The organism is Clostridium peptidivorans (assembly GCF_900205925.1).
Lineage (GTDB): Bacteria > Bacillota > Clostridia > Clostridiales > Clostridiaceae > Clostridium_AK > Clostridium_AK peptidivorans.
In genome coordinates this window covers 143131-168570 of the sequence record NZ_OAOD01000003.1, presented here as the reverse complement: position 1 = coordinate 168570, position 25440 = coordinate 143131, and the positions used below count along the sequence as shown (strand labels likewise).

Annotated in this window: 24 protein-coding genes; 1 reads left to right on the top strand and 23 read right to left on the bottom strand. The window is 30.6% G+C overall.

The genetic code is table 11. The annotated features are described in order from the left end of the window. Positions 1–51: 51 nt before the first annotated feature. Positions 52–1119 carry a CotS family spore coat protein gene (locus CRN98_RS04045; protein ID WP_097026134.1) on the top strand — a complete coding sequence of 356 codons (1068 nt, stop codon included), beginning with the start codon at positions 52–54 and terminating at the stop codon, positions 1117–1119. Positions 1120–1160: 41 nt separating this feature from the next. Here the strand turns inward: CRN98_RS04045 and ppdK are convergent, their stop codons facing one another. The 23 genes from ppdK to lepA all read right to left on the bottom strand — a co-directional run bounded on the left by ppdK (position 1161) and on the right by lepA (position 25400). Beyond that, positions 1161–3794 carry a pyruvate, phosphate dikinase gene (gene ppdK, locus CRN98_RS04040; RefSeq protein ID WP_097026133.1) on the bottom strand — a complete coding sequence of 878 codons (2634 nt, stop codon included), beginning with the start codon at positions 3792–3794 and terminating at the stop codon, positions 1161–1163. An 89-nt stretch (positions 3795–3883) separates the two neighbouring features. After that, on the bottom strand, positions 3884–4519 hold the full coding sequence (gene ccpN / locus CRN98_RS04035; RefSeq protein ID WP_097026132.1) for a transcriptional regulator CcpN: 636 nt from the start codon (positions 4517–4519) through the stop codon (positions 3884–3886). Positions 4520–4814: 295 nt separating this feature from the next. Further along, complete coding sequence (locus CRN98_RS04030) at positions 4815–5420, bottom strand: DUF4342 domain-containing protein (protein WP_097026131.1); 606 nt, start codon at positions 5418–5420, stop codon at positions 4815–4817. Then, positions 5413–6168 (bottom strand): DNA repair protein RecO, encoded by a 756-nt coding sequence (gene recO / locus CRN98_RS04025; RefSeq protein WP_097026130.1) that lies wholly within the window; start codon positions 6166–6168, stop codon positions 5413–5415. The genes CRN98_RS04030 and recO overlap by 8 nt, the downstream gene beginning before the upstream one ends. Before the next feature lie 15 nt (positions 6169–6183). Next, positions 6184–7065, bottom strand: a complete 882-nt coding sequence (gene era, locus CRN98_RS04020; protein ID WP_097026129.1) for a GTPase Era — start codon at positions 7063–7065, stop codon at positions 6184–6186. A 10-nt stretch (positions 7066–7075) separates the two neighbouring features. Then, positions 7076–7480: a cytidine deaminase gene (locus tag CRN98_RS04015; RefSeq protein ID WP_423237081.1), complete on the bottom strand. Its 405-nt coding sequence runs from the start codon at positions 7478–7480 to the stop codon at positions 7076–7078. A gap of 115 nt (positions 7481–7595) precedes the next feature. Further along, on the bottom strand, positions 7596–8297 hold the full coding sequence (locus CRN98_RS04010; RefSeq protein ID WP_097026127.1) for a diacylglycerol kinase: 702 nt from the start codon (positions 8295–8297) through the stop codon (positions 7596–7598). A 22-nt stretch (positions 8298–8319) separates the two neighbouring features. Continuing rightward, the gene (ybeY, locus tag CRN98_RS04005) at positions 8320–8820 is read right to left on the bottom strand and encodes an rRNA maturation RNase YbeY (protein WP_097026126.1); all 501 of its coding nucleotides are present in this window, start codon (positions 8818–8820) and stop codon (positions 8320–8322) included. After that, positions 8817–10913 (bottom strand): HD family phosphohydrolase, encoded by a 2097-nt coding sequence (locus CRN98_RS04000; RefSeq protein WP_097026125.1) that lies wholly within the window; start codon positions 10911–10913, stop codon positions 8817–8819. Before CRN98_RS04000 ends, ybeY begins: the two co-directional genes overlap by 4 nt. A 25-nt stretch (positions 10914–10938) precedes the next feature. Next, positions 10939–12081 (bottom strand): sporulation protein YqfD, encoded by a 1143-nt coding sequence (gene yqfD, locus CRN98_RS03995; protein ID WP_242960819.1) that lies wholly within the window; start codon positions 12079–12081, stop codon positions 10939–10941. Beyond that, positions 12074–12358, bottom strand: coding sequence for a sporulation protein YqfC (gene yqfC, locus CRN98_RS03990; protein ID WP_097026123.1), 285 nt, complete (start codon positions 12356–12358; stop codon positions 12074–12076). Before yqfC ends, yqfD begins: the two co-directional genes overlap by 8 nt. 105 nt (positions 12359–12463) lie before the next feature. Beyond that, on the bottom strand, positions 12464–12910 hold the full coding sequence (locus CRN98_RS03985; protein WP_423237080.1) for a GatB/YqeY domain-containing protein: 447 nt from the start codon (positions 12908–12910) through the stop codon (positions 12464–12466). 26 nt (positions 12911–12936) lie between these two features. After that, complete coding sequence (gene rpsU / locus CRN98_RS03980) at positions 12937–13113, bottom strand: 30S ribosomal protein S21 (RefSeq protein WP_010292600.1); 177 nt, start codon at positions 13111–13113, stop codon at positions 12937–12939. A gap of 135 nt (positions 13114–13248) precedes the next feature. Further along, the gene (locus CRN98_RS03975) at positions 13249–13593 is read right to left on the bottom strand and encodes a histidine triad nucleotide-binding protein (protein ID WP_097026122.1); all 345 of its coding nucleotides are present in this window, start codon (positions 13591–13593) and stop codon (positions 13249–13251) included. Positions 13594–13687: 94 nt separating this feature from the next. Further along, complete coding sequence (gene mtaB / locus CRN98_RS03970; protein ID WP_097026121.1) at positions 13688–14989, bottom strand: tRNA (N(6)-L-threonylcarbamoyladenosine(37)-C(2))-methylthiotransferase MtaB; 1302 nt, start codon at positions 14987–14989, stop codon at positions 13688–13690. Further along, complete coding sequence (locus CRN98_RS03965; RefSeq protein ID WP_097026120.1) at positions 14989–15741, bottom strand: 16S rRNA (uracil(1498)-N(3))-methyltransferase; 753 nt, start codon at positions 15739–15741, stop codon at positions 14989–14991. Before CRN98_RS03965 ends, mtaB begins: the two co-directional genes overlap by 1 nt. 12 nt (positions 15742–15753) lie before the next feature. After that, on the bottom strand, positions 15754–16701 hold the full coding sequence (gene prmA, locus CRN98_RS03960; protein ID WP_097026119.1) for a 50S ribosomal protein L11 methyltransferase: 948 nt from the start codon (positions 16699–16701) through the stop codon (positions 15754–15756). 224 nt (positions 16702–16925) lie between these two features. Next, entirely contained in the window at positions 16926–18041 is a 1116-nt protein-coding gene (gene dnaJ, locus CRN98_RS03955) for a molecular chaperone DnaJ (protein WP_097026118.1), read from the bottom strand. 137 nt (positions 18042–18178) lie between these two features. Further along, entirely contained in the window at positions 18179–20035 is a 1857-nt protein-coding gene (dnaK, locus tag CRN98_RS03950) for a molecular chaperone DnaK (RefSeq protein WP_097026117.1), read from the bottom strand. Between the two features lie 77 nt (positions 20036–20112). After that, entirely contained in the window at positions 20113–20727 is a 615-nt protein-coding gene (grpE, locus tag CRN98_RS03945; RefSeq protein WP_097026116.1) for a nucleotide exchange factor GrpE, read from the bottom strand. A gap of 49 nt (positions 20728–20776) precedes the next feature. After that, entirely contained in the window at positions 20777–21802 is a 1026-nt protein-coding gene (gene hrcA, locus CRN98_RS03940; RefSeq protein WP_179631924.1) for a heat-inducible transcriptional repressor HrcA, read from the bottom strand. Between the two features lie 205 nt (positions 21803–22007). Continuing rightward, positions 22008–23138, bottom strand: coding sequence for a radical SAM family heme chaperone HemW (gene hemW / locus CRN98_RS03935; RefSeq protein WP_097026114.1), 1131 nt, complete (start codon positions 23136–23138; stop codon positions 22008–22010). A 453-nt stretch (positions 23139–23591) separates the two neighbouring features. After that, on the bottom strand, positions 23592–25400 hold the full coding sequence (gene lepA / locus CRN98_RS03930) for a translation elongation factor 4 (protein WP_097026113.1): 1809 nt from the start codon (positions 25398–25400) through the stop codon (positions 23592–23594). Between the last annotated feature and the right edge of the window lie 40 nt (positions 25401–25440).

The following is a 25440-nucleotide window of genomic DNA, read 5'->3' as shown; positions in this document are numbered from 1 at the left end:
TAAATTATAAGTAATATCATTATAATAGATGAATAGATAAGGAGTGTTTATATGCCAAGTATGGCTTCAACATATAGTTATGATTTATTATCCGAAGAAAATATAAAAAAATACGTACTTCCTTATTATAACCTTGAAAATTGCTTTGTTGAGAGGGTAAAGTTTAAAGATACAGATAAACAACGAGCTGTTTATAAAGTTTCAGATACAGATAAAAATTATTGTCTTAAAAAAGTTTACTTTAATAAAGAAGATTTATTATTTGTATATTCATCTATAGAATGGCTTTATAGGCATAATGTACTTGTTCCTAGAGTGCTACCTACATACAATAAAAGTAGGTTTGTAAATTACAATGACATGCTTTTTATATTGACAGATTGGATTGAAGGACGCAAATGTAGTTATGACAATGACTCAGATACTTTGCTTTCCGCCTTAAATCTCGGAAAAATGCACAGATGTACAATAAATTTTGAACCTATCAAAGGAAGTAATTTGCGCTCCGAATTTGAAGATACAACTTTAGCTACATCTAAACATTTTGGTGATCTTTTAAAGTGCTCAAATAACGCATTTAGATATAAGGATAATTTTTCAAGATCATTTCTTCAAAATTTTAATGACAACTTTTTACTTGCTAAAACTTCACTTTCTGTATGCAATAGTATAAATTTTAAGAATTTAGGTATTTCCTTATGCCATCTAGATTACGTAAATAAGAATATAATATTTGATAAAGATAACTCTATTTGGGTAATAGACTTTGATAAATGTAAGATGGACTATTGTGTTCATGATATATCTTATTTTTTAAGAAGAATACTAAAACGTGATAAAACTAGATGGAACTTTGATTTGTGTATAAAATGTTTAAATATGTATGAAAAAATGCGCCCTTTAAATTTAGATGAGTATAAGTATATTTTATCATATTTAAGCTTTCCACAAAAATATTGGAAAATTTCTAGAGATTATTATAACAATATAAAGAAATGTAATAAAACTTCCTTCTTTACATTGTTAAAAAAATCTGTAAATAAAACTGAAGAACACTGTAAATTTGTCTATGAATTTGGGAAATATATAGAAGACAAATTTGAAGCTACACTAAATTAAAGCTAAGTCCTAAATATTTAGGACTTAGCTTTTTAATAACTTTATTTTCTAGGATTTTTTACTTGTGCTTGAGCTGCTGCAAGCCTTGCCACTGGGACTCTATAAGGCGAGCAAGATACATAATTTAATCCTGTTTCATGGAAAAATTCCACTGAAGATGGATCTCCACCATGCTCTCCACATATTCCAAGCTTGATATCTGGTCTTGCTTTTTTACCTAATTCGCAAGCCATTTCTACAAGTTTTCCTACTCCCTTTTGATCTAGTTTTTGGAATGGATCAAACTCATATATTTTCTTTTCATAATAATCGTTTAAGAACTTACCAGCATCATCTCTTGAGAAGCCAAATGACATTTGTGTTAAATCATTTGTACCAAATGAGAAGAATTCTGCTTCCTTTGCAATTTCATCTGCAGTTATAACTGCTCTTGGGATTTCTATCATTGTACCTACATGATACTTTAAGTCCACTCCTGCTTCATGTATTATAGAATTTGCAATATTTACAACTATATCTTTTACATATTTAAGTTCTTTTACTTCGCCTACAAGTGGTATCATTATTTCAGGAACTATATTGAAGCCCTTATCTTTTTTAACTTTTATAGCTGCTTCTATAACGGCTCTTGTTTGCATTTCCGCGATTTCTGGATATGATACGCTAAGTCTACATCCTCTATGGCCCATCATTGGGTTAAATTCATGTAAAGATTCAACTTTAGATTTTAATGTTTGGAATGTTATTCCCATATCCTTTGCTAATTCTTCAATATCTTCATCTTCTGTTGGAAGGAATTCATGTAGTGGTGGATCTAGAAATCTTATAGTTACCGGTCTTTCTTCCATAGCCTCATAAATTCCTATAAAGTCTTCTCTTTGCATTGGTAAAAGCTTATCTAAAGCCTTTCTTCTTTGTTCTTCTGTTTCTGATACTATCATTTCTCTTACTGCTGGAATTCTATCTTCATCAAAGAACATATGCTCTGTTCTACAAAGTCCTATACCTTCAGCTCCAAACTTAACTGCTTGAGCTGCATCTCTTGGAGTATCTGCATTTGCTCTAACTTTCATAGCTCTTATTTCATCTGCCCATGACATAAATATTCCAAAATATCCGCTTATTTCAGGAGCTACAGTCTTAATTGCCTGACCATATACATATCCTGTACTTCCATCTAAGGATATATAATCTCCTTCTTTATATATTTCTCCATTAACTTCAAAGCATTTTGTACTTTCATGTACAACTACTTCTCCACATCCTGCAACACAACAAGTTCCCATACCTCTAGCCACAACTGCAGCGTGAGATGTCATACCTCCTCTTACAGTAAGTATACCTTCTGATGCAATCATTCCTTCTATATCTTCAGGAGATGTTTCATTTCTTACAAGCACAACTTTTTCACCTAATTCATGATGTGCCTTTGCATCTTCAGCTGTGAAATACACCTTTCCACAAGCTGCTCCTGGAGAAGCTGGAAGTCCTTTGGCTATAACCTTAGCATTTTCAAGCTGATGTGCATCAAAGTTTGGGTGAAGTAATGTATCTAGCTGCTTTGGGTCAACTTTAAGTACAGCTTCTGTTTTAGTTATAAGTCCTTCTTCTACCATTTCAACAGCTATTTTTAGTGCTGCTTGAGCTGTTCTCTTACCATTTCTTGTTTGAAGGAAATATAGTTTACTCTGTTCAATAGTGAACTCCATATCCTGCATGTCTTTGTAGTGATTTTCTAATCTATTAGCTATATCCATAAACTCTTTATAACATTCAGGAAGATCTTCCTGTAATCTAGTTATAGGCAGAGGTGTTCTAATTCCTGCAACAACATCTTCACCTTGAGCATTTATAAGATATTCACCAAAGATTTCTTTTTCACCAGTAGCAGGATTTCTAGTAAATGCAACACCTGTACCTGATGTATCTCCCATATTACCAAATACCATACTTTGAATATTAACTGCTGTACCCCAGCTTCCTGGAATATCATTTAATCTTCTATATACAATGGCTCTTGGATTATCCCAAGATCTAAATACTGCAGTTACTGCTTCTATTAACTGAGCTTTAGGATCTTCAGGGAAATCTTCTCCCATTTCCTTTTTATATAAAGCCTTATATTTTTTTACTACTTCCTTTAAATCAGATGCCTTTAAATCCGTATCAAATTTAGCTCCTATGGATTCCTTAACTTCATCTAAAATATCTTCAAATTTTCTTTTATCTATTCCCATAACTACATCTGAAAACATCTGTATAAATCTTCTATAAGAATCATATGCAAATCTTTCATTATTAGTTAAATTACTTAAAGCTACTACCGTATTATCATTTAAACCAAGGTTTAAAATTGTATCCATCATACCTGGCATAGAAACTCTTGCTCCGGATCTTACGGATACAAGAAGAGGATTTTCTAAGCTCCCAAATTTCTTTCCTGTAACATTTTCAAGTTTTGCCATAGCATTAGAAATTTCATTTACTATTTCATCAGATATTCTTTTACCATCTTCATAATATCTAGTACAAGCTTCCGTAGAAACTGTAAAACCTTGTGGTACAGGTATACCTAAATTAGTCATTTCTGCTAAGTTAGCACCCTTTCCACCAAGTAAATTTTTCATTGAGGCATTGCCTTCGTTAAACAGGTATACATACTTTTTGCTTTCCATTTATAAAACAACCCCTTTTGTATGTTTATTTATCTATTTATTATATTTATTATATTAAAGAGTTTATTAGTATACTCCTTAAATTCTTTTTATGAGCTTTCTCCCATTTTAACTAAAAGTTTTGTGATATTAGTTTTTGATATTTTACCAATTATTTTATAAGCTTCTTTTTTATCATTGTCATCAGCCTTTTTTACAACTGGCAAACTATCTACTTCATGCTCTATAATTTTTATAGCTGCTTCATAAGCGCTATCTTCCTCTTTTACAAACACTATATTAGGCATTCTAGTCATTATAATACCTACAGGTATCTTATGCATGTCAGTTCCTCCCATAGCAGACTTTAAAAAGTCTTTTCTTGAAACTGCACCTACAAGCAATCCGTTATTTTCTACAAAAAGTGTCCCAACATCATTTAAAAATAAATTTACTATAGCATCATAAACCATGGTAGATTCATTAACAACTACAGGACTTCCCATTACGTCCTTTACCTGTATGTTTCTTATGTAGTCATAAACCAAGCTATAAGAGGGTTTCCTGGAATATATATATCCTACCTTTGGCTTTGCTTCTAAAATTCCTGTCATGGTGAGAATAGCTAAATCTGGTCTTAATGCTGCCCTAGTCACACTTAATTTACCTGCTAACTGTTCACTAGTTATAGGCTCATGTTCCTTTACTAACTTAATAATTTCTTCTTGTCTTTGTGATAGTTTAATTTATTTCACCCTCTTTCACACATAACCAATAATTATATGTATTATTTCCCTTTAATTCATAAATAGTATAACACTTTTATTTATATGTGTCTATTTTTTTTTAATGTTTTAAGCATTTTGTTTTCTATTTACACATAACTTCGCATTTAAAATAATCTTAAAATATTAAAGTCTTAAATTTTAGTATATATATTACAAAAATACTCATTAAATAAATTTTACCAAATATGCATTTTTTATTCAACTATTTTACCTTTAAAACTAAAAGCCAGCAGATTTTTTCTGCTGACCTTTTTTATTGCTTTTCCTTATTTTCCGAGCTACTTTCCTCGTCTATTTCTTCAAAGTCAACTGTGTATGTGTATATATTATTATTTTCGCCATTAGTATTACTTTTTTCACCAGTAAATTTATCTTTTACATTTAATGCACTATCTTGTACTTTAGCTGCAGCATTTTGAGCCTTTTCTTTTACATCTTCTACAGTAGATTTTAATATTTTATTAACTACTTCAACAGTTCCATCTTTTCTAGTTATTTCTATAGTAATTTGTGTTAAAGCTGCTGCGAATACTCCTAAAGTAATAAGTGGTGAATAGATTAAACTTGGTATAGCCACTACCAATCCAGCAGTTACTGGAATATCTAATAATACCTTATCATCCTTTTTTATTTTTATTCTAGTAACGTTTCCCTTACTTATAAGATCTTTTAACCATTTTATAAATTCATCTTTATTAGTATATAGATTTTCCTTTGGAGCTTTTTTACTTTCTTCAATAAATATTAATGCATCTACTACGTTTCCTTCACATTTTTCCAAAGCTTCTCTTGCTTCAGCATAGCTAACTCCAGTTCTGTCTCTTACAATATCAATTTTTTCTAAAGTTATTTCACTCACTTTTTTCACTCCTTTTAATAAAGTTTAATGTTTCTAAACTCTTAGGTTTTCTAAGATAGCTTTGAGCTATAATAGCTCCTAAAAATTTTTCAATTTCTTCTTTTAAATTAGAAGGTATTGTTACTCTATAGGATTTTTCCAGTGTTAAATTATTTAGATATTTAATAATATTATAAGCTGCAGGGCTTACCCTCATACCATTTAATTTTTGGCACTTACTACATACTCCTCCAAGATATTGAATATTAATATAATTTGATGAACTTATTGGTTCTTTACATATAGAACACTTATGTAAATTAAGTCCATATCCTGTAGCTTTTAGCACCTTCATTTCAAAAACCCTAGCTAAGGTTTCCAAATCACAAGCCTTATTTTTAATAAGATAAAAAGCTGTTACAAGTTCTTTAAAAAGTTCCCTGTTACTTTCTTCTTCAGCCATGCTTATATCTATAAGTTCACAAAGATATGAAGCATAGGATATAGTGTCAAAATCACTTAAAACACCTTGAAAAGAATCTATAATAGTGCCTTCATTTAGTGTATACATACTTTTTCCTTTATAAAGTATATAATCACCATATGTAAATGTTAAAGTATTTGAGAAATACTTACTTCTATTTTTCTTAGCACCTTTAGCTATAGCAGAAATTCTTCCTAGCTTCTCTGTATAAAACCAAACCAATCTATCTGATTCCTTGTAATCTTGAGTTTTAAGTACTAGTGCTCTTGTCTGAAATATAGCCAGAAAATCATCTCCTTGCTACTTATATCCTAATTCTCTTAATACTATATTATTATCTCTCCAGTCCTTTTTAACTCTTACCCAAATCTTTAAATAAACTTTGCATTGTAAAAATGTTTCTAAGTCCTGTCTAGCATATTGAGTTATTTTTTTTAACATTTCCCCATTTTTACCTATTACTATTCCTTTGTGTGAATCTTTTTCACAAAGCATATCTGCATTTATTTCATATGCCCCATTTTCCTTTTTTTTCATAGTTATAATATCTACACCTATTCCATGAGGTACTTCTTCTGATAAAAGTCTTAAAGCCTTTTCTCTGATTGTTTCAGCAACTATAAATCTTTCCTGTTGATCTGTTATCATGTCTTCTGGATAATACATAGGTCCTTCTGGAATATAGTTTTTTACAAGTTCCATTAATTTGTCTACATTTTTCCCCTTAGCTGCAGAAATAGGAATGATTTCTGCAAACTTAAATTTTTCTGAGTAAATTTGTAATGTCTTTGCTACCCTCTCTTGAGTATTTTCATCTATTTTATTTACTACAAGAAATACAGGTACCTTTGCTGCTTCAAGCTGATTTAATATATATTCATCTCCTTTTCCAAATTCCCCTTCTGGAGTAGTTAAGAAAAGTACTACATCTACTTCTTTTAAAGCATCTGTAGCTACATTTACCATATATTCTCCAAGCTTATGTCTTGGTTTATGAATTCCTGGAGTATCTACAAATATTATTTGTGATTCTTTATCCGTAAGTATAGTTTGAATATTATTTCTTGTAGTTTGTGGTTTACTAGATACAATAGACAGTTTTTCCTCCATTATATGATTTAGTAAAGTTGACTTTCCTACATTCGGTCTTCCTATTATTGTTATAAATCCTGATTTAAACATATATCCTCCTTCACTTGTTGAGATCTTTTTTAGAAAATGATAATGGGAATATTTCACTAAACTTTTTTATTACAAAATCATTTTTATCTTTTATTAAAATTACATCTATATCTTCAGAAATAAATTCACTAATTACCTGTCTGCATATTCCACAAGGCATTGTATAAGTTTTTACATCTCCAATTTCAGCTAGAGCTTTTATTTCTTTTTTACCTTCAGAAATAGCTTTAAATATGGCTGTTCTTTCTGCACAATTAGTAGCTCCAAAAGATGCATTTTCTATATTACATCCTGAATATATACTTCCATCTTCCATAAGAACTGCTGCTCCCACCTTAAAGTTAGAATAAGGTACATATGCAAACTCTCTAGCACTTATAGCTTCTTCAATTAATTTACTATATTCCCCTTTCACTTTCATCATCCCTCCAATTTCCAATCTTAGTTCTTACACAATTATATCATTTTATTTGATTACAATTTAATTGATAAAATATTAAATTAATTCCCTTTAATATCTAAACATTAGTTTACCCAAAAACTCTAAATAATAACAATGTAATTAGCGTTCCAAACACCGCTCCTACTATAACTTCGATAATTGAATGAACTTCTGAGTCTACTCTACTTTGAGCAACAATTATTGCTAAAAAAAAGCTTAAAATTATAGCTTCAACATCTTCAGTTATTAGTGCAATCATGGTAGCTATAGAAAAGGATATGGCACTATGGCCACTTGGCATTCCTCCCTTTAATGGAGTTCCCTCCCCAAATATAGCTTTTACAATTAAAGTGCTTATAATTACAATAATAAAAATTATGAATATAGTATATGGATTAGAATTTTTAATTTTATTAATCACCATAAAATTTATATATACAAGTTTGCTCCAAAATATAATATATCCCACTGCTAACGCATTTATAGCAGTAACTAAAACTGCTCCTGCCGCTACATTTTTCGCAATTTTAGCTAAAGGATGATAATAATTGGTTGTAGCATCTATAGAAGCCTCAATAGCAGTATTTATAAGCTCCGCAGTTATTACCATGGTAATTGATAAAAGTATTATTAAAAGCTCTGTCTTACTTATATCATAGAAAAAGCAAATAGTGAGAACTACAAGAGCTGCTATCATATGTATTCTCATATTTCTTTGAGTTCTTACTGCATATAATATACCTTCGATTGAATAATTAAAGCTATCTAATAACTTTTTTACACTTTTCATTCAAGCACCTACTTTTAGTATGTTATCTTGATAATTGGAACTTACTTAATATTTCTTCTTCCCTCTTTCTCATAACTGACTTTTCTTCTTCTTCCATATGATCATATCCTAAAAGATGAAGCACAGAATGTATTGTTAAATAACAAGTTTCTCTTAAAAAAGAATGCTCGTATTCTTCACTTTGCTCTAATGCTTTTTCTAAAGAAAGAACTATGTCTCCAAGTACCAGCTTTCCATCATCTAAATATATAGGTGAAAACTTATGTCCTTTATACATTTCCTTAAATACCTTTCCCTCAGTGTACTCAAGCATAGGAAAGGAAAGGACATCTGTTTCTTTATCTATTCCTCTGTTTTCCATGTTTATTTCTTTTATTTCTTCATTGTCTACAAAAATAACACTTACTTCATAATCTATATTTACTTCCTCTTCTTTTAACGCATAATCTATTATACTTTCTATAGTATTTTCTAACTCCTTATTTATTTCTATTTTATCTTGACCATTTTCTATATATATCATTTTCTTTTATCACTCCCGTTGCTTTTATTATCCCACTTATCTGTAGGGTATTCTATCCTTTGATGGTATATTCCCATCAGTACTTTTACAAAGGTTTTCTTTATCTTTTCTATTTCTTTTAAAGTTAAGTCACATTCATCTAACTGACCTTCATTTAATCTTGCTTTAACTATATTATTTACCATTTCTTCTATTTTACCTTTAGTTGGTTCGCTTATAGATCTAACTGCTGCCTCAGTACTATCTGCAAGCATTATTATAGCTGCTTCTTTAGTTTGAGGTTTTGGCCCAATATATCTAAAATTTTCTTCATTCACTTCATCTGGGTTTTCACTAGAATTTTTTGCAGTTAGATAAAAATACTTTACTAAAGTTGTACCATGATGCTGCTTTATAATATCTTGAATAACTGAAGGTATCTTATAGTCCTTAGCTAATTCCTCCCCATCCTTTGCATGAGAAGTTATTATAAGCGTACTTAAATTTGGTGAAATTTTATTATGTGGATTATCATTTCCTATTTGATTTTCCTTAAAAAAATATGGCCTTTTTATCTTTCCTATATCATGGTAATAAGAAGCTACTCTTGCAAGTACTGGATTTCCTCCAACCTCCTCAGCTGCGACTTCTGATAAGTTCCCAACTAAAATACTATGATGATAAGTACCAGGAGCCTCCATCAAAAGCTTTTTAAGCAAGGGATTATTTGGATTAGAAAGTTCTAAAAGCTTTATAGTGGTAACTATGTCAAAAGTACTTTCAAAGAAAGGTAAAAATCCTATAGTAAGAACACCAGAAATTATACTTCCTGCTAAAGTAAAGGATGTCTTTCTAGCCACTTCTGCTATATTATCACTTAAAACTAATCCTAAAGAAAATGCAAAGATAACATTTATTACCGCTATATATAAAGAACAATACAAAATATCATTTCTCTGCTGCATTTTCCTAAGTATTACGGATCCAAGTATTACATTAACTATAGTTAGCAAAGTAATTTCAGCATTAAATCCCACAGCACAACTTATAAATACACAATTAAAACCATTTATTATTAAAGACACTTTTCTACCTACCAGTAAAGTAGTAATCATAGGTATAAAGGCAAATGGGATTAAAAATGGTTGAATATTAAGCGCTCTTGCAATAGCAACAGTTAAACAATTCAATATACCAATTAATATAATTTTACTATTATCTTCATATATTTCATTTTTAAACTTATATGCATAAAACCACTGTAAAGATAATATTAAAAATACGAATACACCTAAACTTAAATATACATAAAATTTATGGCTATCCTTAGTATTTAAAAGCCCTAATTTCTCTAGAATATCTAACTGTATCTTTGTTACCGGCTCTCCCTCTTTAATTATTGTCTGATCTTTCTTTATAACAACAGGTGCCTTTTTCCTAGCTTCATTTTTAAGCTCTTCAGTCTTTTCTTCATTATAAAAAAAATTAGGCTTAATTTCCTTATATGCAATTGATATAACTAAATTCTTTAGCGCTTTCTTTGGAAGTGTTGAAGAATTCACCTTTATATTTATAAATTCTTGAGCCTTTTTTATATCTTCTTGATTACTTTTTTGCTTGTTATCACTTATATTGACATTGTCATAAAGTTCAGACATCATACTCGTTAAAAAACTTTGTATTATTTTAATTTGTTCTTTACTTAAGGATATTAAAGATAAATAGTCCTCCTCTTCTAACGGAATCTTAGACGTCCCCTTTAATTTATTTACTTTTTCACCATCTTCATACACACTATCCTTCAAAGTATACACATTATTAAGTAAGTCATTAATATCACTTAATACCTGAGTTTTAACTTCAGGATTTTTATTATATTGAAGTGGAACTGCTTCTAGTGCCTGCTGTATTTTAGTCTTAGTTGCAACTTCATCTATAATTTCTCTTGGTGCCTTTATGTCTACTTTAGCTATATCCCCTTCTTTTAAATTATACTTTTGTGTTACTAGAGATGTTACTAATACAGAATATATAAAAATAAAAATACAAAAGAAAATTGCTATTCTATTTGTATTCTTATTCTTATATAAATTTCTCCAATTAATTTTAACCATAAATTACCATCCTTTTGAATGTTAATTATTTTTTCTCTTGTGATGCAATATTTTCTTCTCCTACAACAAGAACTCTAAGAATTATATAATCACTTTCTGCTTTGTCTTCTACAATTTCATCTACTACTTCAGTATTTTTATCTAAAGACTCTTTAATTTTATTTATCATTTCCTTAGAATAATTATCTATTACTTTCTTTTTATTAATAGCTTTGTTTTTTTCTTGAATTTCAAAGCATTCTTCTGTTATTAAAAAACCTTTTTTACTTATTATTTTATCATAATTTGAAAAGTTATTCATTTCCTTTTTTAAAAATATCTTTTTATTTCCTATTGATACATATATGTTTTTTACTCTATTTCCCGTTCTTTCTTTTACCTTTTCAAAAAGTGGTATCTTTTTTACATCTTCATAAAAGGTTCTTGCTATTACATGGCCTTTAGCAGGTACTTCATAGATATTCCCTTCTCTTCCTTGTTCCCCTTTTACAAGAAGCTGACCCTTTTTAACTACATCTCCTTTTTTTACTAAAGCCGTGCCTGAAGTAGTATACACTCTTACTACCTCTCCGTCTTTTATAGCTACTAAATTGCCCGGAGTGGTTTCTTGTACAATCATTGGAGGAGTCGCTCTCTCCGCTGCTACAACTTTAAGTACAGATCCCTCTACTCTAACTCTTACCCACAAAATTTCGTCATTGTTTTTTGTTAACTTTTCTTCTATATCTCCTATATTTAAATTCTTTTTCCTAATTCCTTCTTTTACTCCATAACTTGTAAGTTCTCTTCTTAACTCATATGGCGAAAGTTTCTTCTCTGTAACTATGTCTATTTTCCATATAAAAGTAGATAAGTAATACAATATACACATAAAAAGCACTGTACCAAAAATCAGTGCATTTCTTTTTCTTATCCTTATAAATAAAAATGCAATTCCTTTTCTTTTGATTACCTTTAATTTAGTATGCGTCTTTTTTGATATTTTGTCTACCTTGAGATAATCTTTTAAGGAGACTTCTAAAGATACAGTTGTCAAATCCTTTTTTCTTATATTTTTTACTCCTATGTTATTTTTCCAAAGCAGATTTATAAATTTTTCAATATTTAAGGATTGGGCTTCAATTTCAATGCTACTTCTCTTATAATTTTCTAAGTTTATTTTACTCATTTTTTTCATACACTACCGATTTAAATTTCCCTTTAAGTGTTATAGTACTTCCACCTAAGAAAGGGATTTCAAAATCTCTACCATATATACACACCAATCCAACCCTTGATTTAATTTTAACCTGCTTTTCATCGAAAACAACTATTCCTTTATGATTTTCTATTATTATCTCATTGTCCCCTGTTATTATTATTTTAGGAAAATCCATCACTATATCTCTTGGTAAATCCAGCCTTTCAGCTAGTTCATTTTTAGTTTTATCTATTCTTTCCTCCATATCTTTCTCCTAAAAATACTTTCATATTAATTTATGAATGTTAAGAGAAGGTTATGATTTATATATGTAAAAAAAGGCTGAGTTACCTCAGCCTTTATGTTAATTCTATTTATTTAGAAGCTCTTTTACTATCTCACTAACAGCTTTCCCGTCTGCTCTACCCTTAGTTTTAGGCACAACTACGGCCATTACTTTGCCCATATCTTTTATACTATTTGCTCCAACTTCTTCAATTACCTGTAAAATGATAATTCTTACTTCTTCATTAGTTAATTGCTGAGGAAGGTAACTTAACAAGATTTCAATTTCTGCTTTTACACTATCAACTAAATCCTGCCTATTTCCTTTTTCAAATTCAAGCATAGCCTCACGTCTTTGTTTAACTTCTTTAGCTAAAATATCGACGATTTCATCATCTTCAAGAATTCTTCCATCAGTCTTTTCAACTAGTAGTATAGCTGCTCTAGCTGTACTAATAGTATTTGCTTTAAATTTGTTACCCGACTTTAAAGCTTCTTTCCAATCCTGTTGTAGTCTTTCTTTTAGGGCCATAATAGTACCTTCTTTCAAAAGAAATATTACTTAAACTTTCTCTTTCTAGCAGCTTCTGATTTTTTCTTTCTTTTTACGCTTGGTTTTTCGTAATGTTCTCTTTTTCTTACTTCAGAAAGAACACCAGCTCTAGCGCATTTTTTCTTAAATCTTCTTAATGCATTTTCTAGTGATTCATTTTCTCCAACTTTTATTTCTGACATTGATTTCCCTCCCTCCGCTATTTCAATTTAATTTAAAAAATTGAACAGGTAATTCGTGGGTCGCATAGCACATATTCTATTATATAATACTATTTAAGATACTGTCAACAATTTCATTTAATGTTTGAAATCTTTTTAGCCTGGTGGCCACTGTAGAGTTCTTCCTCCTAATAAATGAAAGTGAATATGCTCTACTGTTTGCCCTCCATCTTTTCCACAGTTAGTAACAACTCTATATCCTTTGTCAGCTAGATCAAGCTTTTGTGCTATATCTTTTACTGTCATAAATATATGAGATATTATATCACTATTTTCTTCTGTAAGCTCATTTACGCTTGCTATATGATTTTTGGGAATTACAATCACATGTACTGGCGCTTCAGGGCTAATATCTTTAAATGCTAAAACCTTCTCGTCTTCATATACCTTTTGTGAAGGTATTTCCCCTTTCACAATTTTGCAAAATATACAGTTCTCCATGATTTCACCTCCTACATGATTTATAGGATTAATAATTTCGTTATAAATCGGCACCTCTCAGTAAACTGAGATGTTTCCTTTATTATATCTTAATCTACATAATATTTCCAATACTATAATCATCTTTTATTTCGAGAATTTTTGTATCTAATATCTTTCCATCTATTTGAGCTCCAGATTTTGATACTATCTTTATATAATTTGGAGTGTATCCCTCATACAAATCATCGCTTCCGTTAAAGTTCTGCTCATAAAGCACTTTAAAGGTTCTTCCAACAAACTTTTCCATAAATTCTTTTTCATTTTGTTTGTTTAATTCTATTAATTTAGTACTTCTTTCATCTTTTATAGTTCCATCTACTTGATCTGGCATATGCTCTGCCTTAGTCCCTGTTCTTGGACTAAACTTAAATATATGCATCTTAGAAAGCTTAATATCCTTTAAAAGTTTATAAGTCTTATTAAATTCTTCTTCCGTTTCTCCTGGGAATCCTACTATTATATCTGTAGTTATAGAAACATCAACAATAGACTTTCTTAATCCTTCAACTATATCCTTATACTCTTTTATAGTATATCTTCTATTCATTCTTTTTAAAGTTTCATCACATCCACTTTGAAGAGATAAATGAAAATGTGGACAAAGTTTATTTAACTTAGAAAGTCTTTCTATTATACCTTCTGTGAAAAATTGAGGGTCTATAGATCCTATTCTTACTCTTTCTATTCCATCCACTTCATTAATTTCTTCCAATAATTTGACTAAATTCCATCCTTCTCCAATATCATCTCCATAGCAGGCTATATGTATACCTGATAAAATAACTTCTTTAAATCCATGACTTGCAAGTCTATGCACTTCTTCTATTACCTTTTCAGGATTTTTACTGCATACTGCTCCTCTTGCAAATGGAATTAAGCAATATGAACAAAATCTATTACATCCATCTTGAATCTTTAAAAAAGCTCTTGTTTTATCTTGATATTCTTCTATATTTAATTCTTCAAACATGTTATTTCTAAGAACATCCGCCACTTCTACAATTTGACTTTTTTCCTCTAAAAACTTTCCTACGAGTTCTGCTACTTCTCCTTTATTCCTAGTACCTACTACTATATCTACTCCTGGGATTTCAGCCACCTTATCTGGTGCAATTTGAGAATAGCATCCAGCAACTACTATGACAGCTTCTTCATTGAGTCTCCTAGCTCTACTTATCATTTGACGGGACTTTTTATCTCCCATATTAGTAACGGTACATGTGTTTATAACATATACGTCAGCACACTCATCAAAGCTTACTAAATCATATCCTGATTTTATAAATTTTTCTGTCATAGCTTCTGTTTCATATTGATTTACTCTACAACCTAAGGTAGTAAATGCAACTCTCATTAAATGTTTCCTCCTAAATCTCCTAATTCATACATAATTAAAGATGCAGCTACAAACCCCGCTGTTTCAGTTCTAAGTATTCTAGGTCCCAAGGTTACTATAAAAGCTCCTATATTGTTTAGCTTTTCTATTTCACTTTCCTCAAATCCACCCTCTGGCCCTATTACAATACCTATATTTTTAACTTCACCCTTACTTATGCTGTCTACTACTTTTCTTACTCCATGTCCTTTTTCATTTTCATAAGGCACTATAACCAAGTCCATATCTTTTAACTCAGCTAATGCTTCATCAAATTCTATAGGTTCTCTTACTTCTGGAATAATAGTTCTCTTACTTTGTTTTGCTGCCTCTAATGCAATTCTTACCCATCTATCTACCTTTTTAAATTGCCCGATTTCGCCTTTTACAACTACTCTATCTGTAATTATAGGTGTTATTTCCCTTACCCCAAGTTCACAATTTTTCTGTACTATTAAATCCATTTTAGTGGATTTAGGCAATCCTTGGAATAAGAAAACATTAATAGGAGCTTCGTTATTTACAGAAAGCTTTTCTTTAATCTTTACTATTACTTGACTTTTATTAACTTCCTCTATTACACCTAAGTACTCTTCTCCATTACAATTATTAATACTTACTTCTTCTCCTGACTCAAGCCTTAATACTTTATATATATGCTTTACATCTTCGCCTTCAATCACAGCTTGATGCACATTTACATTTTCTTTAGGAACAAAAAACTTATGCAAATTCAACACTCCTTAGTTAAGTTTTGCAACGATACAAACCCATTCTCCTTCAGTATTTTCTTCTACTATTTCGAATCCACTTGTCTTTAACTTATTCATTACATCTTCTTTTCTATCTTTTATTATACCGGATGAAATAAAATATCCGTTTTTTTCTATAAAGCTTTTTACCTCATCAGTTAAAAAAATTATAATATCTGCTATTATATTAGCAACTACTATATTTGCTTTTCCATCAACTACATCCATTAAATTTCCATGAAGTATTTCTATATTATCTACTTTATTAAGTGCTACATTTTCTTTAGCAGATTTTACAGCTACAGGGTCTAAATCAACACCTATAACCTTCTTAGCTTTAAGTTTTGCTGCAGCAATAGCAAGTATTCCCGAACCTGTTCCTATATCAAAAACTGTTGAATCCTCTTTAACATATTTTTCTAAAGCTTTCACGCACATGCGGGTAGTTTCATGAGTTCCTGTACCAAATGCCATACCCGGATCTAAATCTATAACTACTTCTTCTGAATTTGCATTATACTCTTCCCATATAGGTCTTACCACTATTTTCTGTCCTATTTTGGTAGGCTTATAATACTTCTTCCAATTATTTTCCCAATCCGCTTCATTTACTTTAGTTGCAGTAACTATTCCTTTTCCCTTGTCTATTCCATATGTATGTAAATTATCTATGCTTTCTTTTATGTATGATATATATTCTTCAAAACTTTCATCATCCTTATAGTATCCTTTAATTACAACACCATCCTTTACAGCGAGTAGTGTCTCATCAAAATAATCCCAATCTCCAGGATGGTTTTTCTTATATTCTATATCTTCAGGATCCTCAATTGAAACTCCCTTTACTCCTGTATTATACATTATTCCAGTCACTGCTTCCATAGCTTCACTGCTAGTTATAACGGTTACTTCTAACCAATCTTTATCTTCATTATGCATAAAATACCCTCCAATTTTTATTATCCTAAATCACTTATCAATTATACATTATTGACCTACATTTTTAAAGTAAACAAACACTAGAAATTTTAAGACAATGTTGAATATCCCGTATGTGATTTGCGTTTACGAAAATCATTCATTTCGGCAAAATTAGAGATTAGATGCTAGAGACTAAATGCAAAAAAGGAAATTGCCACGCAATTTCCTTTGATATAGCATTTTTATTTAAAGAATTTTTTTAGAAATCCTTCTTTTTCAGAACTCTTTATTTCACCGCTAGCTTCCATATAAGCAACTAGTGCTTCCTTTTGTTTTTGATTTAAAGATTTAGGTATATCAACTACTACATTGACATATTGGTCTCCTCTTCCTCTACCATTTACATGAGGAGCTCCCTTTCCTTTTAATCTAAATACTGTACCTGGCTGAGTTCCTGCTGGGACAGTATATTTAACTTCTCCATCAATAGTTTGCACCTTAAGTTCTATTCCAAGTGAAGCTTTAGCAAAACTTATATGTGTATCTACGTATATGTCATCTCCCTTTCTCTTAAAGAATGGATGTGGCATTACTCTTATTGCAACATATAAATCTCCTGGAGGACCACCATTTACACCTGCTTCTCCTTGTCCTCTTATAGGAATAACATTCCCTGTATCGACTCCAGCTGGTATATTAACTTTTATTTTTTTAGATTTTCTTAATATACCTCTACCTTTACATTCTTGACATGGATCTGTAACTATAGTACCTTTGCCGTTACATTCATCACAAGTATTTACACTTACAAAGCTTCCAAGTGGAGTATTTCTTTGAACCTTAACTTGACCTGTACCTCCACATTTAGTACAAGTTTTCGAATGACTTCCTGGTTTAGACCCACTTCCATTACAGGTTTCGCAAGTTTCACTCTTAGTTATATTTATTTCTTTTTCTACCCCTGTCATTGCCTCTTCAAAAGTTAAATTTATAGCATATTCTACATCTTCACCTTTTTGAGGTCCATTTCTTCTTCTACCTCCACCACCAAAGCCTCCAAAAAATGAATCAAATATATCTCCAAATCCTCCGAAGCCTGAAAAGTCAAATCCTGAAGCATCAAATCCCCCACCATTAAAGTCTGTAGTTCCAAATTGATCATATTGAGCTTTTTTTTGCGGATCAGAAAGTATTTGATATGCTTCATTTATTTCTTTAAACTTTTCTTCTGCTTCTTTATCTCCCTGATTTTTATCAGGATGATATTTTATTGCTAGTTTTCTAAAGGCTTTCTTTATCTCTTCTTCATTTGCGCCCTTTTGAAGTCCTAATATTTCATAAAAATCTTTTTTAGCCATACCTTTACCACCTTTAACGAATTGAAATATCGAAATCAAAAATTTCCATAAATCATGTAACATAAATATTCAGATGGAGAATACTCCCCATCTGAATTAAATTATAATTTACTCTTATATTATATGTCACTTATATACTATTTGTCATCTTCTACTTTATAATCTGCATCTACTACATTATCATCCTTTGGACCATTTGCTCCAGCACCTGGATTTCCACCAGCCATGTTTGGATCAAATCCTGCACCTTCTGCACCTTGTGCTCCTTGGTACATCTTAGATGAAACCGCATAAAATGCTTGTGTTAGATCTTCAGTAGCTTTTTTGATTACTTCTAAATCTTCTTTATCTTTAACTTCTTTTAAAGCATTAAGCTTTGCTTCAATATTAGATTTATCTTCTGCTGATACCTTATCTCCTAAGTCAGCTAATGCTTTTTCAGTTTGATATGCCATTTGGTCTGCATTATTTCTAACTTCAATACCTTCTTTTCTCTTCTTATCTTCTTCTTCATATTGTTTTGCTTGATTAACAGCATTATTTATTTCATCTTCTGATAAATTAGTTGAAGCTGTAATTGTAATATTAGCTTCTTTTCCTGTTCCCTTATCCTTAGCGGAAACATTAACTATACCATTAGCATCAATGTCAAATGTAACTTCTATTTGTGGAATTCCTCTTGGTGCTGGTGCTATTCCTGAAAGAGTAAATCTTCCAAGAGTCTTATTATCTCCAGCCATTTGTCTTTCACCTTGAACTACGTGGATTTCAACAGAAGTTTGACCATCTGCAGCTGTAGAGAATACCTGACTCTTCCTTGTTGGAATAGTTGTATTTCTTTCTATTAACGCAGTTGCAACTCCACCTAAAGTTTCAATTCCAAGTGTTAATGGAGAAACATCAAGAAGTAATACATCTTTTACATCTCCAGTTAAAACTCCAGCTTGTATAGCTGCACCAACTGCAACACATTCATCTGGATTTACTCCCTTGGAAGGCTCTTTTCCAGTAAAGTTTTTAACAGCCTCTTGAACAGCTGGTATTCTTGTAGATCCACCTACAAGTATTACCTTATCAACCTCACCCATACTTAATCCAGCATCACTTAGAGCTTTTTTCATTGGTTCTATAGTTGCATCTACTAAATCATGAGTTAATTCATTAAATTTAGCTCTTGTTAAGTTCATATCTATATGCTTTGGACCAGTTGCATCTGCAGTGATAAATGGTAAGTTTATATTAGTTTGCATTGATGAAGATAATTCTATCTTTGCTTTTTCTGCTGCTTCCTTTAATCTTTGAAGAGCCATTTTATCATTTCTTAAATCTATACCATATTCCGCCTTAAATGTATCTGCTATATGATTCATAACTCTTTCATCAAAGTCATCACCACCAAGTTTTGTGTTACCATTAGTGGATTTAACTTCAAATACTCCATCTCCAAGTTCAAGTATAGATACGTCAAATGTACCGCCACCTAAATCGTAAACAAATATTCTGTGATTTGTATCCATCTTATCAAGACCATATGCTAAAGCTGCAGCTGTTGGCTCATTTATTATTCTTAAAACCTCTAGTCCAGCTATTTTTCCTGCATCTTTAGTTGCCTGTCTTTGGCTATCATTAAAATATGCAGGTACTGTAATAACTGCCTGTGTTATTTTTTCTCCTAAATATGCTTCAGCATCTGCTTTTAATTTTTGAAGTACCATAGCTGAAATTTCTTGAGGAGTATGATCTTTTCCATCTATATTAACCTTATGATTTGTTCCCATATGTCTTTTTATAGAAATTATAGTTTTATCAGGATTTGTTATAGCCTGTCTTTTAGCCACCTGTCCTACTAGTCTTTCTCCATTAGCCTGAAAAGATACAACAGATGGTGTAGTTCTAGCTCCTTCTGCATTTGTTATAACTACAGGTTCTCCACCTTCCATAACTGCTACACAAGAGTTTGTTGTTCCTAAGTCTATACCTATTACCTTTGCCATAATATTTTTTACCTCCTTATAAATCAAACAATATAATATTTTTATATATGAATATTAAATAGAATTCTATTTAAATTTTAATTAACAACTTTTACCACACTATATCTTATTACTTTATCTCCTCTTTTATATCCCTTTTGAAATACTTCCACTATTTCATTATTACCATAGTTCTCATCTTGTATATGCATTACAGCTTCATGATAATTAGGGTCGAATCCATCATCTACACTAATTTCATCCACATCTAGCTTTTCAAGGGATCCTTTAAATTGTTTTAGTGTCATTTCAACACCCTTCTTTAAATCTTCAAAACTTCCTTCAGCACTTACAGCTCTTTCTAAGTTATCAAGTACTGGAAGCATATATTTTAAAACATCACTGCAGGCATCTGTGTATATTCCTTCTTTTTCTTTAGAAGTTCTTTTTCTGTAATTATCATACTCTGCAATTGTTCTTAAAAGCCTTTCTTTTAATGTTTCTAATTCATTATTTAGTTTATTATTCTCATTTAAAATGTTAGAATTTTTTTCTTTCAATTCTTCTATACTTTCCCCTTCAAATTCTTCCTCAATTTCCTCAAATTCCTTATCCTCTTTTATTTCAGCTTCTTCTAAGGACTCTTCCATTTTCATATCTTCTGGATATGCTTTATCTTTATTATTCAAATTATCTTTTTTAATTTCTTCCATTTAAATGCCTCCGTTTCTTACTTTTATATTAAGGTAATTTAAACCTAATTTATCTTGTATAGTCATCTGTAAGAGTTCTGTTTAATTCATTCACAACCGCTGCTAAAATAGAGATAACTTTATCATAAGGCATTCTCGTTGGTCCTATTACTCCTATAGAGCCCAATGGACGACCTCCGATGCTATAAACTGCAGAAACTATGCTACACTCCTTAGCATCTTCTAAAAAGTTTTCTCCTCCAATTTTAATGTCTATGCTTTCTGTAGAATTTATTAAGTCATTTATTTTTTTCTTATTATCAATTAATGATAAGAATTCCTTAGCTCTTTGTATGTCATTGTATTCAGGGTAATGAAATATATTTGTAGTTCCCTCAAAATAAATATCTGAAGACTCCATACTATTTAAGCTCTCATATATGACTGGCATAATAGTATTAAATATATCTTCATAGCCAAATAAATCATTTCTTAAATTATTTATAACTTCTAAATTAATTTCCTCTATACTTAAATTGCTTAATCTTATATTCAATAAATTATTAATCTTAACTAATACTTCTGTATCTACAGGTTTTGTCATTCTTATTAAATTATTTTTTATTATCCCTGTATCTATAACAATTACTGATAAGATATTAATATTATCAATGTGTATAAGCTGTATGGATTTAATCTTGCCTTTTCTAAATGATGGTGCCTTTACTATTGATGTAAGTCTTGTAAGCTCCGCAAGCAAATATGATGCCTCTTTTATGACCTTATCTATTTCGTTCAGTGTAGATTTTATTATATGCTTTTTTATAAATTCCTCTTCCTCATAAGTTACACGTGAAACCTGCATTAATTTATCTACATATAACCTGTATCCCTTATCAGAAGGCTTTCTTCCTGAAGAACTATGAAGTTGCTCTAAATATCCCATTTCCTCAAGATCAGCCATTTCATTTCTTATAGTAGCGGAACTTATACCTAAATCATATTTTTTAGCTATGGTCCTGGAACCTACAGGCTCTGCTGTATCTATATAATCAAGTATTATAGCCTGAAGTATTTTTATTTTTCTCTCATCCATTTCCATAATATCACCTCTTTTATTAGCACTCACTCTTGTTGAGTGCTAATTGCTATGATTAAAAAATATCATTATCGAAATCATTTGTCAAACTAATTTAATTTTAAATATTAAAGAAATATAGGTAATTATCCCTTATAAATTAATTTTTACCTATATTCCTTTGAAAATCTCTTCCTTATTCCTAATATTTATTAATCTTACTTTAAACAGTTAACATAAAATCGCTCATAATCATATTAGAAACCTCTATTCCTCTAGGAGATAGATATAATTTATTATCTTTTAATATAAGTAATTTATCTTTTAAATATTTATCTATTATTTTTCCGTAAATATCATATATATTTTTATTAAATCTCTTTTGAAATTCATCTATATTTACTCCATTTATTTTTCGGAGTCCCATAAACATAAATTCTTCCATATCATCTTTTAAAGTATTATGATGAATTTCTAATTTAACTTCCTCATTGCTATTTATTTTTTTTATATAATCTCTTATACTTTCTACATTTTTGTATCTTTGATGATTTACATATGAATGAGCAAATGCTCCACAGCCAATATACTCATCTAAATTCCAATACACCAAATTATGTCGGCATTCTTTTTCTAACTTTGAGAAATTAGATATTTCATATTGTTCATATCCTTTTTCTTCCAATTTTTTTTTAATCTTTGAGTACATTTCTCTTTCCATTTCTTCACTTGGCAAAATCAACTCATCATTTTCATATTTAGTATAAAACGGAGTTCCTTCTTCGATTATTAAACTATAGCAAGATATATGCTCAGGATTTAATTTTATTGTTTCCCTTAATGTTTCATTTATCTGTTCTAATGTTTGATTTGGAAGTCCAAACATTAAATCTATATTTATATTATTAAAACGAAGTGCTCTCGCCTCTTTATATGTTTCCAAGAAATCATTTAATTTATGTATTCTTCCAATGCCCTCGAGTAGCTCATCTTGCCATGCTTGAAGACCTATACTCAATCTATTAACTCCCATCCCCTTAAAAATACAAAGTTTCTCTTTACTTACAGTACCTGGGTTTATTTCCACAGAAAACTCTAAGCTTTCATTTTTATTTAGCTTATCTATACTGCACTTTAATTTTTCCCAATGCCTTATTTCTAAATAAGAAGGAGTCCCACCTCCAATAAATATAGTGTTAAATTTATAATTTCCTAAATTGTCAATTTCCTTACATAAAGCGTCTACATAAGAATCCATTAAGGCTTCTTCTCCACAATAGGACGGAAAATCACAATAAAGGCACTTTTGCTTACAAAAAGGTATATGTATGTATAATGAAAGTTCCTTTTTCATTTTCAATCAACTCCCTTGAAAAAAAATGTGATATTTTAAAGTAATGTTAAACCCTCTCGTATGGGATTTGCATTTAAGAAGCCGTTCACTGCGCAAAGAAGCTCTAATATTTATGAATTTAAACCACCTAAATTTTCTAAACTCGCTGTCGCTCAGACAGTAGAAAATTCTTAACGTTGCTTTAAATTCAGAAATAAAGAGCTTCTAATGCTTGTTCAATATCTTCTACAATGCAAATCCCATACTATATGTTTAACATTAAAAATATCACCTATACCTGCTAAAGTAAGAAATTCAATTACCTGAATTTCTATCAATATATTAATTTATAGGAATTTTCACCAAAGGGAAATTCCTTCCTTCAGCAGTTTGCATAAAAACATTTTTAATGCTTCAGAGTATAGAATTTTCATCGTAGAAGGCATTGAATGAGCCTTAAAAATGTTACAATTTTTATTCTTCAGTTTTCAAAATAGACATGAAGGCTTCTTGAGGAACTTCAACACTTCCAACTTGTCTCATTCTCTTTTTACCTTCTTTTTGTTTCTCTAAAAGTTTTTTCTTTCTGGAAATATCTCCACCATAACATTTAGCAAGTACGTCTTTTCTTAATGCTTTAACAGTTTCCCTTGCAAGTACTTTAGAACCTACTGCTGCTTGTATTGGAATTTCGAACATCTGTCTTGGTATAATTTCTTTTAATTTTTCAGCTATGCCTCTTCCTCTTGCATATGCTCTCTCTTGAGGTACTATCATTGATAATGCATCAACTATATCTCCATTTAAAATTATATCAAGTTTAACAAGTTCTGTTCTTTGATATCCTTTCATTTCATAATCTAAAGAAGCATATCCTCTACTTCTTGATTTTAAAGCATCAAAGAAATCATATATTATTTCATTTAAAGGAATATCATAATTTAAAACTACCCTTGTAGTCTCAAGGTATTGCATATCTTTAAATGTTCCTCTTCTTGTTTGAGATAAATCCATAATTGCGCCTACATATTCAGAAGGAGCTATTATAGATGCCTTAACCACAGGTTCTTCCATATAATCTATTTCTGTTGCATCAGGTAAATTAGTAGGATTTGTTATTTCTAATTCTGTACCATCAGTTTTTATTATTTTATACACAACAGATGGTGCAGTAGTTATAATATCTAAGTTAAATTCTCTTTCTACTCTTTCTTGTATAATATCCATATGAAGTAATCCTAAGAATCCACATCTAAATCCAAATCCTAGTGCAATAGACGTTTCAGGTTCAAAGGATAACGCCGCATCATTGATTTGAAGTTTTTCTAATGCTTCCTTTAACTCATCATATTTTGCTCCATCTACAGGATATATACCACTGAATACCATCGGAACTGCAGGTCTATATCCCTGCATAGCTTCCTTAGTTGGATTATTCGCCAGAGTAACAGTATCCCCTACACGTGCATCCCTAACATTTTTTATGGAAGCTGTAAAGTATCCAACTTCACCTGCTCTAAGTTCTTCCATCTTCATATATTGAGGTACAAATACTCCTACTTCTGTTACATCATATACCTTACCCGTAGCCATAAGCTTTATCTTAGTTCCAACTTTTATACTTCCATCCCTTAACCTTATATGGCATACTACGCCTTTATAAGTATCATAATATGAATCAAATATAAGTGCCTTTAATGGAGCATCTTCATCGCCTTCAGGTGCAGGTACCTTTTCCACAACTGCTTCTAGTACATCCTGTATATTCAATCCTGTTTTAGCTGATACTAGAGGTGCATCATGTGCATCTAATCCTATTACATCCTCTACTTCCTTTTTAATTTCGTCTGGTCTTGCACTTGGTAAATCTACTTTATTTATAACTGGAACTATTTCTAAATCATGATCTAATGCAAGATAACAATTTGCTAAAGTTTGTGCTTGTATTCCCTGAGTAGCATCTACTACCAGAATAGCACCTTCACAGGCTGCCAGGCTTCGAGATACCTCATAGTTAAAATCCACATGGCCTGGAGTATCTATTAAGTTAAGTATGTACTCTTCTCCATTTTCTCTTTTATATACAAGTCTTGCAGCTTGGGATTTTATCGTAATTCCTCTTTCTTTTTCAAGCTCCATTGTATCTAATGTTTGCTCATCCATTTCTCTTTCTGTAAGAGTTCCTGTCTTTTCTAGTAATCTATCTGCAAGAGTTGATTTACCATGATCTATATGTGCTACTATAGAAAAATTTCTAATATGCTTTTGTCTTTCACTTTGCATCAATGTACCCTCCAATGTAGAATAATTCACTGTAAATTAT